Below are 14879 nucleotides of genomic sequence, written 5' to 3'. Positions count from 1 at the left end.
GTCGGGGGAGGGTGTGTGGTGGGGAAGAAGCACGGTGCTGGTGAGGGCGGGGTTTCCGAGTCGGAGCGGCTGCTGTTCGGAGGGCCGCTGCGGTACGACACGGGGTGGAATCAGCATCGGGACGCCTTTCTGGAGCTGAACTTCCGGGCCATGGTGACGCGGCTGCCATCGCTGTTGGCGTCGAGCTTCCGGCTCGCCTGGCAGGCCGACCGGCGGGCCGCGCGGACCGTGCTGGTGGCCGAGGTGGGGCGAGGGCTGGGGCAGGCGGTCGGGCTGCTCGCCGTGAACAGCGTGCTGGGGCGGCTGATCGGGGGCGGCGCCCTGGAGGAGCGGTTACGGGGTGCCGTGCCCGCCCTCCTCGCGATGGCCGCCGTGATGGTGGTGTCCACGCTGCTGCGGGCCGCGTCCACGTATGCCACCGGGCGGCTGGAGCCGAAGGTGGAACGGGTGGCGACAGAGCTGTATCTGGAGCGTGCCGCGGCGGTGGAGCTGGCCGCGATCGAGGACCATGCCTTCCACAAGCTGCTGGACACCGCGCAGTACGGCGCCGGATCCGCCCGCCGCATGATCGCGTACAGCACACGGGTCGTGAACGCGGCCATCTCGCTGATCGCCGCGGCGAGCGTGCTCACCGTGCTGCACCCGGCCCTGCTGCCCCTCCTCGCCACCATGACACTGCCCAGCGCCTGGAGCGCCCTCACCAACGCCCGGCGCCGCTACGAGTCCTTCCACACCTGGGTGCAGCACTCCCGCGCCGGGCATCTGATCAGCGGGCTGCTGACCGAGCCCGCCGCCGCGCCCGAGATCCGCGTCCACGGTGTCGGGCCCTTCCTTCTGCGGCACTACCGGGCGATGTCGGAGACGGCGGAGGCGGAGCAGGCGCGGCTGGCCCGGCTGGCGGCACGTACCGGGCTCATCGCGGCGGCGTGGACGGGGCTCGCGACCGTGGCGACGTACGCCACCCTGGGCGGGCTGCTGCTGGCCGGGGCCATGGCGCTCTCCGTGGCGGGAACGGCCGTCATCGCGATCCGCACCGGCTCGTCGAGCCTCGACAGCCTCGTCCTGGAGGTCAACGCGCTTCATGAGGAGGCCCTGTTCGTGGGCGATCTCCAGCGGCTGTACGTCGAGGCGGCCGAACGGGCGATCCCGGTGGGCGGCGCCGCACTGCCCGAGGATCCGCAGGAGATCCGCTTCGAGAACGTGAGCTTCAGCTACCCCGGTGAATCCGCCCGCCCCGCCCTCGACGACATCACGCTCGCCCTCCCCCTCGGCCGGATCGTCGCGCTGGTCGGTGAGAACGGCTCCGGGAAGACCACCCTGGTGAAGCTGCTGGCGGGGCTCTACACGCCGGACCGGGGGCGCGTCCTGTGGGACGACGTCGACGCGGCGACCGCCGACCGGCACCAGCTCGCCGAGCGGATCGCCATGGTGGCCCAGGACTTCAAGCGCTGGCCGTTCACCGCCCGGGTCAACGTCGCCGTCGGCCGCTCCTCCGCGCCCCTCACCGAGGAACGGCTGGCCTCCTCGGTCACCGAGGCCGGGGCCGAGGAGGTGGTGGCCGACCTGCCGCGCGGTCTGGACACCCTGCTGGCCCGGCAGTTCAGCGGCGGGCACGAGCTGTCCGGCGGTCAGTGGCAGCGGCTGGGCATCGCGCGGGCCGCGTACCGGCGCGGGCGCATTCTCATCGTGGACGAGCCGACGGCGGCCCTGGACGCACGGGCCGAGCTGGAGGTCTTCGAGAAGATCCGCGCGCTCGCCTCCACCGGCCAGACGGTCGTCCTCATCACCCACCGGCTGGCGTCCGTACGCCACGCCGATCTGGTGCACGTCCTCGACCAGGGCAGACTCGTGGAGTCCGGCACGCCCGACGAACTGCTGGCCTCGGGCGGCGTCTACGCGGAGCTGTACTCGCTCCAGGCGGAGCAGTTCACCGGGCGGGTGGTCACACCGAAGGCGGGCTGACCCTCACCGTCGGCTCGCCCTCCCGCTCACGCGGCGGCGTCGACCGCGACGTCACCGCGGACGATCACCAGGAAGGCGTCCGTCGCGAGGTCCATGACGACCTCGGCGGCCAGGCCTTCCATCCGCCGCGCGTGTGCGAACTCCTCCGCCGGCCACGAACCCCGCGGCCCGCCCGCGGGAAAGCGTTCGAGCACTGTTCGCCCGTTCACCATCCTGCACCTCCGATCAGCGTCGTACTTGTAGGAGTTAACGCCTGCCGGAGGTGAAACGCCTCGCCCGGTGACGGGACTGAGACGTAGTTGACACTCGTTCACCGCGATGTGTGAGCGCCCGCTCACCCTCGATGATCAACCGCTACGCCCCGTGTCAGTCCTCGTACTCGTCGTGATACCGGATGCGCTCACTGCCCGCGGGCGCCCCGAGAGCCGACGCGCGCCCCTTGGGCTCCTCCCACTCCTCCTGCCGGCCCAGCGCGGTGAGGTCCAGGAAGCCGGTGGTCGAGCCCAGCCCGTCCAGACCGCGCTCATACGTCGAGTAGGTGTGGAAGACGCGGTCCCGGTCGCGCAGGAAGCAGCTGATACCGGGTCGTTCCACCGGCTCGCCCTCGTGCTCCAGGGTCACCTCGAAGTCGTGGTTGAAGTCGCTGCCGTACGACGAGTACCAGGGCACCGTCCAGCCCATGCGCGCCTTGAACGGCAGGATCTTCGTGTACGGCGCCCTGGAGACGGCGACGAGGGTCGTCCCGCGCGCCCTGAGGTGCGCCGGATGCCCGATCTGGTCCAGGAACCCCGAGCAGCTGCGGCACCCCGCGTCCCATTCGGGGGCGAACATGAAGTGGTAGACGACGAGTTGCTGCCGCCCCTCGAAGAGGTCGAGCAGGGTGGCCTTGCCGTCGCCGCCCTCGAAGACGTACTCCTCCGCGACCTCGACCATGGGCAGTCTGCGCCGCTCGGCGTTGAGCGCGTCACGCGCGCGCGTGGCCGCCTTCTCCTTGACCAGCAGTTCCTCACGTGCCGCGCGCCACTGCTCGCGCGAGACGATCTCCGGAAGCGACATGGGCGCCCCTCCTGTGCAACGGTCCGTTCCGGGTGGTGACCAGCGGGCGGGGCGGAACTCATCGCCGTGGCACGGATTTTTTCGGAGCAGCCACCGGTGAGGGACACGCCGTACTCGGACCCATGGATCTCGGACTATGTGTCGTATTCCTGGATCCGCCCGCCGTGGCTCCGGTCCAGGAGCGCCGGCATCCGCTCCCCCAACTCCCTTACGACAGTGGGCACATCGATCGCCAGCAGCTGCCGGTCGCGCATCAGGATCCGCCCGTCCACGATCGTCGTGCGGACGTCGGAGGAGCGGGCGCTGTGGACCAGGGTGGCGGCGAGGTCGTGTACGGGCTGGGTGTGGGGGCCGGTGAGGTCGACCAGGATGATGTCGGCACGGCGGCCGGGGGCGAGGGTGCCGAGGGTGTCGCCGAGTCCGATCGCGCGGGCGCTCTGGAGCGTGGCGTGGTGCAGGGCCTGACGGGATGTCAGCCAGCGGGGGTCGCCGGTGGTCGACTTCTGGAGGAGGGCGGTGAGGGCCATCGACTCCCAGACGTCGAGGGAGTTGTTGGAGGCGGCGCCGTCCGTGGCGAGGCCGACGGGGATGCCGAGGTCGTGCAGGGCGCGGACGGGTGTGGTGGTGGGCCAGGCGAACTTGAGGTAGCCGCGGGGCGCGGTGGCGACGGCCGTACGGCCGGAGGCGTTCCGCAGGACCGGCAGGTCGCGGTCGAGGATGCCCGTGCCGTGCGCGATGAGGACGTCGACGTCGAGGATCCCGGTGCGCCGGAGGACCTCGACGGGGGTGACGCCGTGGCGGGCGAGGCTGGTCTCGGCCTGGTCGCGGTTCTCGGCGGCGTGGAGGTGGACGGGCAGGCCGTGCTCGGCGGCGAGTTCGGCGGTGGCGGCCAGGTCCGCGTCGTCGACCGTGTACGGGGCGTGCGGGGCGAGGGTGGTGGTGATACGGCCGTCGGCGCCGCCGCGGTGCCGTAGCGCGAACTCCAGCGACCGCTCCCGTCCTTGGGGGCCCTGGGAGGAGAAGTAGGCCTCCCCCAGGTGGGCCCGGATCCCGCACTCCTCGACGACCGTGGCGACGGCGTCCATCGAGAAGTAGTGGTCCGCGAAGCAGGTGACGCCGCCGCGGATCATCTCGGCGCAGGCGAGCCGCGCCCCCAACTCCACGTCCTTCTCGGTGAGGTTGGACTCGACGGGCCAGACGACGTCGTTGAACCACTCCTCGGTGGGCAGGTCCTCCGCGACCCCGCGCAGGGCGACCATGGGGGCGTGGGTGTGGCAGTTGACGAGCCCCGGGAGGGCGACCTGGCCCGGTGCGTCGAGGCGTTCGACGGCGGCTCGGTCGCGTACGGCGTCGGCGGTCGTGACGCTCTCGACGACTCCGCCTCGGACGACGATCGCGGCGTTCTCCTGGAACCCGATCCGCTCCTGGTCGTCGTGCAGGAGAACGGTGCATCCGGTGATGACGAGGTCGGCGGGAGCTTCCGCGGGAGAAGGCGTCATCACGCCAACGTACGACGCGGTCGTCGGACCGCGTGGGGTGAATCGCGCATCGGCATGCTCCTCAGCCGGCCAGCGGCACCTCGGGGGCCTCGGGGCCGCGTAGTCCGACTCGGTCGCGCTCCTCCGCGAGCTCTTCCAGCAGCTCGGTGAGCCGGGCCGTGTGCCAGGCCGTGAGGCGGCCCGAGTCGTCGAGGTGTACGGCGCACGCGGTCGTCGTGTCGACGAGCCGTTCGAGCGTGCCGACGACGTCGTCCGCGCCCTCCGTGTGCCGGGCGAGCGCGGGGAGTTCCGCGGCGGCGAGAGCGATGGCGGTACGGGCCTCGGCGAGCGCGCGGTAGGCCTCGCGACGCAGGGTCCAGCGCAGCGCGCGGGCGTCGGAACGGGCCGGGTCATGGCCGTTCGGCACGTCATGGACGGGGGATTCGCGCGGGGCTTGGGTGGGGTCGCCGACGCCGCCGCCGGCCTCGCGCAGTACATGGGCGAGGTAGGCGTGCGCGGCCCGGTTGGCCGCGCCGAGCCGGGCCCGGACGCCTCCGCCCCGCTGCCCGGGCATCGGAAGATGCCCCACGACCAGCACGATCGCGCAGGCCAGCAGCGTCTCCCCGATCCGGCTCGCGGAGGCCTGCGGCTCGCCGCCCACCATCACCAGGGCGAGCACGAGCACGGTCACCACGGCCGTCTGGGCGGCGAAGTGCCGGGTGGCGACGGGGATGAGGGCGCCGCTGAGGGCGACCAGCGCGATCAGGCCCTCGGGGCGGGGCAGTACGGCCGCGAACCCGGCGAAGAGCAGGGCTCCCAGCACGGTGCCGGCGGCCCGGCACAGCACCCGGGACACCAGTGGTCCGAGGTCGGGCTTGACGAGGAAGACGGCGGTGGCGGGGAGCCAGTACCAGTGTTCGTGCTGCCCGTACCACTGGGCGTGGTGCAGGGCCTGGGCGATGGCGGCGCTGGCTCCGAAGCTGAGGGCGACGCGCAGCCCGTACTCCCGTCCGCCGGCCCCGAAGACGGCCCGGACCCGGTCCCTGGCCGTACGGCGCCGGGTGTGCAGGTCGCTGTTGCCCTTCCCCCGGTCGAACGCCTCGGCGGCATGCAGCAGGGCGTCGTCGAGCGCGCGCAGGGCGGGTGCGGAGCGGGAGGGCGCGGGGAGGGGGCCGGTGTGGGTGTTGCCGCGCACTGCCGCGGCGAGCCTGCGCGGCCCTTCGGAGGCCCGCTCGGCCACGCCCTCCCCCGCCCAGGCCAGCGCGGTGGCGGCCTCGGCGAGGGGCAGGGCGGCGGCGTACTGCGCGTGCAGTCGTCGCTCGGCGGACGAGGAGGCGTACCGCCGCAGCCGGGGCCCGGTGAGGGCGTCCTGCGCATGGTCGAGGGCGGCGGTGAGCGCGCTGCGGCGGGCGGCGGCGTGGGGGGTGCCGACAGCGTCGAGGAGGTCCGCGACGGCGTCGTACACGGCAGCGACGGCGTCGCGCTCTCCGTCGAACCGGAAGTCTCCGACGAGGGAGCCGGGGGTGGGGAGGGCCAGCCGTAGCCCGAGCAGCCAGGCGGCACCGGCGAGATAGACGAGCGCCCGCTGCCACCCGCTCTCCGGCAACGGCATCCCGGCCCCGATGGCGGAGGCGACGAGGATTTGCGTACCGGCACCGGAGGCGACGGACCCGACGGCGCTGATGCCGCCCGCGAAGAGCCCGAGGCCGGTGAGGAGGAGGGTGAGCGGGACGGCGCCGAAGTGCTCCCCGGCATACGTTCCGACCAGCAATCCGGCCGCCCCTGCCAGCGCGGGCACCCCGATCCGGTTGACGGAGACACGGCGGCTGCCGGGGCGGTCGTTGATGCCGGCGAGCATGGCGGCGATGGCGGCCACCACACCGAGGGAGGTGCGGTCGGCGAGGACCGCGGCGAGGAGGAGGGGGCCGGCGGCCAGGGCTCCTCGGACGACCGCGCTCCAGGGGACGGGTCCGCGCTGGGTGCGGAGGGCGTGGGCGAGCCAGGGCGGGAGTGCGAAGGCCGGGCGTGCGGGGCGGGACACGGGGCTCCTGTCGGGGCGAGGGCGGGGGTGTGCCTTCGGGCGACGGTGGCCGGGCGGCGGGCTGTACTGCCCACCGTAGGTCCAAGTCCTGGAGGGGATGGGACGGTCGTATTTCGAGGATGTGACGATGCCTGGAAAGGCCACGTTCTTTATGAACGCAACTACGCCGGGCCGTCCTACGGACCGAGGGCCATGGCGAGGCGGGTGAGTTCCGCGGTGGTGTTGACGTCGAAATTGGCTCGGATGCGGTCTCCGGTTGTGGTTGGTGTGCGCCGGGATCATGCTGGTCAGGGGGGCGGTGCCGGATGTGAACGGCGAGAGGAGCGGTGATGGCGCGACCTTCCTCCCCCTCCGGCGAGGGGGCACGGGCGGGTGTCGCGCCGCGGGAGCCGTGCACGGCGACGGTGGATGAGCGCGGCATCGTGACGGGGTGGAGCGAGGCGGCCGGGCGCCTCCTGGGCTACGGGCCGGCGGAGGTGGTGGGGCGCCCGGCGGCGCGACTGCTCGCCGACGACGTCGGGGAGCGGGTACGACGCGTCGCCGCCGGAGGCCGGGAGTGGAGCGGCTCGGCGGTACTGCGGCATCGGGACGGCCGGCACCTTCCGCGGCGGCTGCTGGCGCATCGGCGGCCTTCCGGCGGTGCGGCAGCCGAGTGGCTGGTGGTGGCGGGAGCGGCCGGGGGGCCGTCGTCGTCACCGGGGGCGGATCTGCCGACGGACGGGGCGTTCGGGGAGTGGGTGTTGCGCCAACTGCCGTGCAGCGTCGGGGTCTTCGACGGGGAACTGCGACTGGTGGGGGCGAACGCCGGTCTGGAACGTGCGCTGTCGCTGAGCGCGCAGGACATGCGCGGGTGGCGTCTGACGGAGCTCGCACCGCATCCGTTGAGCGAACGGGCCGAGGCGGCGATGCGACGGGTACTGGAAGGGGGTGAGGTGCAGCATGTCGCGGATTTGCTGGGCCCGGGGGGTGTGGGCGCGGAGGGCGGCTGGCCGGCGTCGCTGGCCCCGCTGAAGGATGCGGAGGGCCAGGTGCGTGCGGTGTGCCTGGTGGCGTACCACACGCCGGACGGGGATCCGGCCCGGCAACGGATGCTGCTTCAGGCCCAGCCGCGGATCGGCACCACCGACGACGCCGAGCGCACGGTACAGGAGCTGACCGAGGTGGCCGTGCCCGACGTGGCGGACTTCGTGGCCGTCGAGGTACTGGACACGTTTCGACGCGGCGGCGAGACGGAGCCCGTCCTGCCGGCCGGGTCGGCGGGGCGGGTGACCCTGAACCGTATCGCGGTGCGCTCGGTCCTCGACGACGGCGGCGTTCTCGTCGCGCCGGGGCAGTCGGTGCGCCATCCGGCCGGTTCGCCGGTGACCCGGTGCCTGGTCGAGGGGCAGGCAACCGCGTACTCGGTGGTCGAGCCGGCCGTCGCCCGGTGGATCGAGGAGGACCCGCAGGCCGCCTGGATCGGCCGGGCGGGGCTGCGTTCGGTGATGGTGGTGCCGTTGCGCACCCGCAGCGGCCTGTTCGGTGCGGTACTGCTGGGCCGCCACCGCCGCCGGGAGCCCTTCACGGCGGACGATGTGTGGCTGGCCGAGCAGCTGGCGGGCACGGCGGCCGAGGCCATGCGCCGAGCCCGGCAGCGTGGCCGGGACCGCACCACCACCATGACCCTCCAGCGCAGCCTGCTACCGCAGACGCTGCCCGATCAGCACGCCCTGGACGTCGCCACCCGGTACCTGCCGGCCGGCGGCCGGGCCGGGGTGGGCGGCGACTGGTTCGACGTGATCCCCCTGTCGGGCGCCCGGGTGGCTCTGGTGGTGGGCGATGTGGTCGGTCACGGCGTGCGCGCGTCGGCCACCATGGGCAGGGTACGCACCGCGGTACGCACCCTGGCCGACGTCGATCTGCCGCCCGACGAACTGCTGACCCACCTCGACGATCTCGTGGTGCACCTGTCCGCCGAGGAGGCCGGGCCGCAGGGGGCCGCGGAGGGTGCCGCCGGGATCGGCACCACCTGTCTGTACGCGGTCTACGACCCCGTCTCCCGCCGCCTGGCGATGGCCCGGGCCGGCCACCCCCCGGCCGCCGTGGTCGCCCCCGACGGCGCGGTGCGCTTCCTCGACGTGCCGCCCGGCCCGCCCCTGGGTCTCGGCGGTCTGCCGTTCGAGACCGTCGAGACCGAGCTGGAGGAGGGCAGCCTGATCGCGCTGTACACCGACGGTCTTCTCGAAGCCCGCGACCACGACATCGACGAGGCCCTGGACAAGATGTTCGCCACCCTCGCCCGCCCCGCGCGGACGCCGGACACGGTCTGCGACCGGCTCCTCGCCGCCATGCTGACGCACCCGCCGGACGACGACATCGCCCTGCTCACCGCCCGCACCCGCTGCCTCGGTGCCGACCGGGTCGCCACCTGGGACCTGGACTTCGATCCCACGGTCGTCGCCCGAGCCCGCCAACTGGCCACCGAGCAGCTGGCCGTCTGGCACCTGGAGGAGGCCGCGTTCATCACCGAACTCGTCGTCAGCGAACTGGTCACCAACGCCCTGCGCTACGGCCGCCGGCCCGTCCGGCTGCGCCTGATCCACGAAGGCCGCACCCTCATCTGCGAGGTCTTCGACTCCAGCAGCACCGCCCCGCACCTGCGCCGCGCCCGGATCTTCGACGAGGGCGGACGGGGCCTGCTGCTGGTCGGCCAGCTCGCCCAGCGCTGGGGCACCCGGCACGAGGCGACCGGCAAGACCGTCTGGGCCGAGCAGTTCCTCACCCTGAGCTGAGAGGCCCGCCGTCGCACCAGGAGGAAGGCCCGCGTCCGGGGGGTCGCGGGGGTGATGACGGGGTGCGTCCAGGTGCAGGCCGTACGGTCGGCGGGTTGCGGGCGCCGCGTTGGGGCGGGTGGAGGGTGCGGGGGCAGAGGTGGCGCTGGGGGCGGTCGTGCGCGGGGTGGTCGTGCGGGGAGTGATCGTGCGGGGGTGCGCCGTCTGAGCGAGGGAACGCTGCCAGGTCAGTGTGGACATGAGCGCTGGTTCCTTTCGGAGGGGGGAGGTCGGAGGGAAAGGGTGACGGGGTGAAGGCTGTTGTGCCTTCACCCCGTCGTGGTGGGTGTTGCGGCCCGCCGTCCGCGACTTACACGGCCGGGGCCGGCTCCTCGACCGGAGCCTCCGGCGCGAGCTGCGCCTCAGGGTCGGGCTGCACCGGCTCGGTGCCCTCCTCGGTCTCGGTGCCCTCAGCCTCGGTACCTTCAGCCTCGGTCCCTTCAGCCTCGGTGCCCTCCTCCGTCTCGGTCCCTTCAGCCTCGGTGCCCTCCTCGGTCTCGGTGCCCTCAGCCTCGGTGCCCTCCTCCGTCTCGGTCCCTTCAGGCCCTCCTCCGTCTCGGTCCCTTCAGCCTCGGTACCTTCCTCGGTCTCGGTGCCCTCAGCCTCGGTGCCCTCCTCCGTCTCGGTCCCTTCAGCCTCGGTGCCCTCCTCGGTCTCGGTGCCCTCAGCCTCGGTGCCCTCCTCGTGCTCGCCTTCCTCCTCGTGCTCGCCTTCCTCCTCGTGCTTGCCTTCCTCCTCGTGCTCGTCCTTGACCTCGTCCTCGTCCTTCCAGTGGTCCTTGTCCTTCCAGAAGTCGTCGTGGTGCTCGACCTTCCAGTCGTTGTAGTGCTTCTCGAAGTAGTAGTAGTCCTTATGGCTGTCCCAGAAGTACCGCTTGACGTGCTTGATTACTACGAAGTAGCACTCGTACTTCTGCTCCCAGTAGAACTTCTGGCCGCCCGCCCAGCAGTAGTACTCCTTCTCCCACTTGCCCTTGCCCTTGTGGTCCTTGTCCTTGTCCTTGTGCTTGTCCTTGCCCTTGTGGTCCTTGTCGTCCGTGTGGCCCTGGAAGCTCTTGTGGCCCTTGTCGCCCTTGTGCTCCTTGTAGTCCTTGAGATGCTTCTTGTGCTCGTCGCTCCAGCAGTAGTTCTTCTCGTGCTTGTCCTTGTCCTTGCCCTTGCCCTGGGGCGCCATGGTCGCCGCCGACTTGGAGGACGCCGGGGCCGCCGTCGCGGCGGTGGCCGGAAGGATGACACCTCCGGCGACGACCGCGGCCGACACCGCTGCCGTGGCCAGACCCAGCCGGCGCTTCGGACGGACGTTCTCGCGAGTGCGGGTGACAGTGCTCATGATTCCTCCTGAAGTGGTCGGCACTTGTTGGTGCCCTTCCGCCCCGTTTCGTTCCGGTTTGTCCGGTGGGGCGCACTTCCAGTAGGCCCTCCCCGACCAGCGGGGTCACGTTCCGAGGGCTCGGGACTTGACGGATCCGAAACCATCGGGTAGAAGCGCGGCGACCCTGCCCGGAACAAGGGAGCGAGCGCGGCAACAGGAGGGATGGCCGACGAGTCGCGATCGGTGATGAAACGCCCCGCACCAGAGGTCGGCCGGCGGACTGGTATGCCGAACGTGAAGGGAACCGACACACCGTCAGGCAGCTTTGCGCCACGCCTTGTTCAGGCCACGGCGCCGTACGCCCCCGTCAGTGACCGGGTCGGCGTTCGAAGACCGGCCGGGCCCACAGGGGCGGATGGGGAAGCGCCCCAACAGCCCGGTCCGCCTGGGCCGGCGGATGGGCCGCCGGCTCCGGTGCGGGCCCCTGTGCCGTGGTGCGCAACGCCGCCACGAACTCCAGACAGGAGTCGTAACGATCCTCGGGAACCTTGGCCAGGGCTCGCGCCACGACCTCGTCCATCGCAGGCGGCACATCCGGCCGCCTCTCGCTCAGGGCGGGCGGCTGGTCGTACTGGTGCGCCCAGAGCAGTTCCATGCTGTCGTCCCGCTGGAAGGGCGGCCCGCCCGCGAGGGCCTCGTAGACGACGCAGGCGAGGCTGTACAGATCGCACCTGCCATCCACCGGGCGCCCCGCGATCTGCTCCGGTGCCACATAGTCGAGGGTGCCGACGAACTCCCCCACGGACGTGAGCCCGGTCAGCGACAGCGATTTCTTCGTCAGCCCGAAATCCGTGAGATAGACATGCTCGGGGTGGTCGCTGTCCGTACCCCGGGCCACCAGGACATTGCCGGGTTTGACGTCTCGGTGCACCAGATCGTGCTCATGGGCCGCGTCCAGGGCGGAGGCCACCTGCGCGGCGATACGCAGCGCGGTCTTGACGGGCAGGGGACCGTCCCGGTCCAGCAGGGCCCGCAGATCCAGCCCCGGGACGTACCGCATGGCGATGTACAGGACACCGTTCGCCTCACCGGCCTCGAAGATCGGCACGATGTGCGGGTGGTCGAGCGCCGCGGCCGCCCGCTGCTCGTGCGCGAAACGACGGCGGAAGGTGTCGTTGCGGACCATGTCAGGGGTCAGCAGCTTCAGCGCCACCGTACGTTCCAGCCGCAGGTCCCTTGCCCGGTAGACCACGGCCATTCCCCCGCGACCGAGCTCGCACTCCACCTCGTAGCCGGCGATCCGCTCCCCGACCAGTCCCGCGCTCATCACCTGTCCCCATCCGCGCATCCCCGGCCACCGTGCGGCCGGCGCCTCACGGGCGACGCATCACCCGAACGACAAAAACCCATACATCCACAATTGTCCTGCGGACGTGCTCGACCGGCCACATCCCTCCAGGACGACAGTGCACGGCGACCAGGACGGCCAGGACGTCTGGTGGGCAGGGCGGCCCACCGGCAGGGCCTGCCCGTGGGCCGCCCTGAAGGTCACCGGACGCCACCGGACGCCAGCGGACGCCACACGCGAGGCGACATCACCCGGGAGGCGACACCGCCCCCTCGATCACCTGCTCGAAGAGCCTCTCCGCTTCGGTGACCGCCGGGCCCAGCCCATCGCGGCGGGTGCCGAGAGACCCGATGACGCCGTCGATGCTCCGCAGCCCGGCCCGCTCCAGCAGCCGCTTCTCGTTCGTCACCCATTCCCCGCGCGCCGCCAGCACGGCGTGCCCGGTCTGCGCGGCCGCCACGGCGAGGGCACCCGCGACCTCGGTGAGACGGCCCGCCGGAGCGTGGCTGGCCCGCGTGTAGGCGAGGGTCGCCCGGGCGGTGCCGTACCAGCGCTCACTCGCCGTGCGCCGCAGCCCCTCGGGATAGACGGCCGGTCTCGGCAGCTCGCCCCGCAGCACCTGGTTGATCGCCAACTCCGCCACCACCAGGTAGCTGGGAATCCCCGCGAGATGGAACAGCAACGGCTCCACCCGGAACCGCCCCTCCTCCGCTTCGGCCAACTCCCGTTCCACCACGTCGAGATCGCGATAGTGGACGTCCACCCGCCGCCCCTCGATCGTCAGCCACGCTCCCCCGTTGAAGACACCGCCACCCCAACCACCGACCTCCGACACCTCGCCCTCCCAGCCGAGGGCGCGGAGGTCGTCCGGCTCGAAGGGGCCGCGGTAGTAGACGGCCAGGTCCCAGTCGCTGTCCGGCTTGTGGGTGCCCTGCGCCCGGGAGCCGCCGAGGGCGACGGCCTGGACAGTGGGGAGGGAGGCCAGGCGGTCCGCGGTGGCACCGAGGAAGACGGGGTCGGGGCGGGCGGGGTCGGAGAGGCCGGAGTCCGGGAGGGCAGGCATGGGCGCAGCGTATGCCGCATTGTCAGTGGCGCAAGCTATCAATGAAGTCGTCACTCAGCGTAACGACGACGGGGGAAGCACTGATGGCGACGCACGAGAAGACTCCAGAACCAGAGGAGCGAAGCCAGGCACCGTCCCAGCCCACCCGCACACACCTCTCCGCAGCCGGACTACGGTCCCGCGGCTGGACGCCCGGCATGATGCGCCAACTACTCGGCGAACCCGACCTGTTGCGCACCAACCCGCACCTGCGCTCCGCCCCGCGGACCCGCCTCTACAGCATCGAGCGGGTACGGGCCGTCGAGCGGAGCGAGGAGTTCCGCGCCGCTTCGGCGGCTGCCGCGCGGCGGTCCGCCGCCGCGCGTGCTGCCGCTCTGCGCAGGCGGCGGGAGGTGCTGGCGCGCATCGCGGCGGAGCCCATCGAGGTGCCGCGGCCGGCCCCGGACAGGCTCGCGGCACTGGCCGTCGAGCACCGCAACCGCCTGGACGAGGAGCGGGCGTTGTGGCGTAAGGGCCATGTCGCGGATCCCGCCACGGTCGACAGTGCCGAGCCCCGCGCGCTCGACCGCTGGAAGGTCGACTATCTACGCCATCGAATGACGCGGTACGACGGGATCCTCGCCGAGTTGTCCGGCCGTACCGGCCGCGCGGCAGCCGAGGAACTGCTGCGCCACCGCATATACGCGGCCATCTCCCAGGCGTACCCGGCCCTTGCCCGGGAGTGCGAACGCCGACTGCGTGAACGGAGGTTCGGGCCACCGCCGGGATGACATCCGGGGGGCAGCTCCCAGGACGCCGGGCCCGGCCAGTCCGCTGCCGCCTCGGAAATTCGGATGCGTACATGGGTCAGGGCCCGGATGATCGGCGAGTTGTCGCCGTACGACTCGACAAGTCGTCGCCGCACGACTCAAGACCCCTCGGACAGCCCCAGGAGCCCCCATGATCCGGCGCGTCACCTCCCCCGCCCTCTTCCCTCCACCCACCTACTCCCACGCCTCCGTCGTCGAGGCCGGCACGAGACTCGCCTTCCTCGCCGGTTCCGTGCCCCTGGACGGCGACGGGAACCTCGTCGGCGAAGGAGACCCCGTACGGCAGGCCGAGCAGGTGATCGCCAACCTCAAGGAACAACTGCGGGTGGCCGGCAGTGACTTGGCGCATGTCTTGTCAACCGATGTGTACGTCGTGAGTGGCGACACCGCGGTGCTGTCCGCCGTCTGGGAGGTCGTCGAGGCGTCGGGGCTGAGCGTCGGCCCGCACTCGTCGACGCTGCTGGGCGTGGCCTGCCTCGGCTACACGGGGCAGTTGGTGGAGATCACCGCCACCGCCGTCGTTCCCGACGAGCCGGCGCGAGAGTCACGGCCGTGACCCTCGTCGCGCTCCGCCGCGCCACCGCGTCCGACGCCGGGGCCGCCGCCGACGTCTGGCTGCGGTCCTTCGCCGCCGCCCTGCCGACGGTCGTCCGGCCGCGCTCCGACGACGACGTGCGGACCTACTTCCGGGAGGTGGTGGTCCTGCTCAGGGAGACCTGGGTCGCCGAGGCCGCCGACCGCGTCGTGGGCCTCATGGTCCTCGACCGCGACCAGCTCTCCCAGCTCTACCTCGACCCCGACTGGCGGGGCCGCGGCATCGGTGACCGCTTGGTCGACCTCGCCAAGCAACGCAGACCGGGCGGGCTGAGCTTGTGGACCTTCCAGGTCAACAAGCCCGCCCACCGCTTCTACGAGCGCCACGGCTTCGTCGCCGTCGAGTTCACGGACGGCAGCGGCAACGAGGAGCAGGAGCCGGACGTGCGGTACGTCTGGCACCCCTC

The 14879-nt window shown here is 72.1% G+C and carries 11 protein-coding genes and 1 pseudogene; 6 read left to right on the top strand and 6 right to left on the bottom strand.

The window, feature by feature from the left end; genetic code table 11:
- Nucleotides 1-18 precede the first annotated feature (18 nt).
- Nucleotides 19-1962, top strand: a complete 1944-nt coding sequence (locus tag ADK36_RS39290) for an ABC transporter ATP-binding protein (protein WP_048585732.1) — start codon at nt 19-21, stop codon at nt 1960-1962.
- A 26-nt stretch (nt 1963-1988) separates the two neighbouring features.
- On the opposite strand, the gene ADK36_RS39285 is transcribed toward ADK36_RS39290, so the two are convergent.
- The 4 genes from ADK36_RS39285 to ADK36_RS39270 form a co-directional block, all read right to left on the bottom strand.
- Nucleotides 1989-2174 carry a hypothetical protein gene (locus tag ADK36_RS39285; protein WP_048585733.1) on the bottom strand — a complete coding sequence of 62 codons (186 nt, stop codon included), beginning with the start codon at nt 2172-2174 and terminating at the stop codon, nt 1989-1991.
- A gap of 154 nt (nt 2175-2328) precedes the next feature.
- Complete coding sequence (locus ADK36_RS39280) at nt 2329-3018, bottom strand: DUF899 domain-containing protein (RefSeq protein WP_048585734.1); 690 nt, start codon at nt 3016-3018, stop codon at nt 2329-2331.
- Nucleotides 3019-3152: 134 nt separating this feature from the next.
- Nucleotides 3153-4517 (bottom strand): amidohydrolase, encoded by a 1365-nt coding sequence (locus ADK36_RS39275; RefSeq protein WP_048585735.1) that lies wholly within the window; start codon nt 4515-4517, stop codon nt 3153-3155.
- Between the two features lie 61 nt (nt 4518-4578).
- A complete protein-coding gene (locus tag ADK36_RS39270; protein WP_053201012.1) occupies nt 4579-6537 on the bottom strand; it encodes an FUSC family protein in 1959 nt (652 codons plus the stop codon).
- A gap of 329 nt (nt 6538-6866) precedes the next feature.
- Here ADK36_RS39270 and ADK36_RS39265 point away from each other — a divergent pair, with 329 nt between their 5' ends.
- Together ADK36_RS39265 and ADK36_RS49260 are read left to right on the top strand one after the other, a co-directional pair.
- Entirely contained in the window at nt 6867-9308 is a 2442-nt protein-coding gene (locus tag ADK36_RS39265) for a SpoIIE family protein phosphatase (protein ID WP_078916617.1), read from the top strand.
- Nucleotides 9309-10031: 723 nt separating this feature from the next.
- The gene (locus tag ADK36_RS49260; protein WP_159391253.1) at nt 10032-10688 is read left to right on the top strand and encodes a hypothetical protein; all 657 of its coding nucleotides are present in this window, start codon (nt 10032-10034) and stop codon (nt 10686-10688) included.
- A gap of 337 nt (nt 10689-11025) precedes the next feature.
- On the opposite strand, the gene ADK36_RS39255 is transcribed toward ADK36_RS49260, so the two are convergent.
- Together ADK36_RS39255 and ADK36_RS39250 are read right to left on the bottom strand one after the other, a co-directional pair.
- Nucleotides 11026-11985 carry a serine/threonine-protein kinase gene (locus ADK36_RS39255; protein ID WP_234330046.1) on the bottom strand — a complete coding sequence of 320 codons (960 nt, stop codon included), beginning with the start codon at nt 11983-11985 and terminating at the stop codon, nt 11026-11028.
- A 268-nt stretch (nt 11986-12253) separates the two neighbouring features.
- Nucleotides 12254-13069: a nucleotidyltransferase domain-containing protein gene (locus ADK36_RS39250; protein ID WP_048585739.1), complete on the bottom strand. Its 816-nt coding sequence runs from the start codon at nt 13067-13069 to the stop codon at nt 12254-12256.
- Nucleotides 13070-13152: 83 nt separating this feature from the next.
- On the opposite strand from ADK36_RS39250, the gene ADK36_RS39245 reads away from it, so the two are divergent.
- From ADK36_RS39245 to ADK36_RS39235, 3 genes and pseudogenes are all read left to right on the top strand, one after another.
- The gene (locus ADK36_RS39245) at nt 13153-13839 is read left to right on the top strand and encodes a hypothetical protein (protein WP_234330045.1); all 687 of its coding nucleotides are present in this window, start codon (nt 13153-13155) and stop codon (nt 13837-13839) included.
- Nucleotides 13840-14008: 169 nt separating this feature from the next.
- On the top strand, nt 14009-14434 hold the full coding sequence (locus tag ADK36_RS39240; RefSeq protein WP_048585741.1) for a RidA family protein: 426 nt from the start codon (nt 14009-14011) through the stop codon (nt 14432-14434).
- Nucleotides 14431-14877 (top strand): annotated as a pseudogene (locus ADK36_RS39235) (GNAT family N-acetyltransferase); the annotation flags it as partial. The gene ADK36_RS39240 and the pseudogene ADK36_RS39235, both read left to right, overlap by 4 nt.
- Between the last annotated feature and the right edge of the window lie 2 nt (nt 14878-14879).

This window comes from Streptomyces viridochromogenes, from assembly GCF_001270495.1.
Taxonomy (GTDB): Bacteria; Actinomycetota; Actinomycetes; order Streptomycetales; family Streptomycetaceae; genus Streptomyces; species Streptomyces viridochromogenes_A.
The sequence above is the reverse complement of the archived record's forward strand: the minus strand, read 5'-3'. Positions and strand labels throughout refer to the sequence as shown.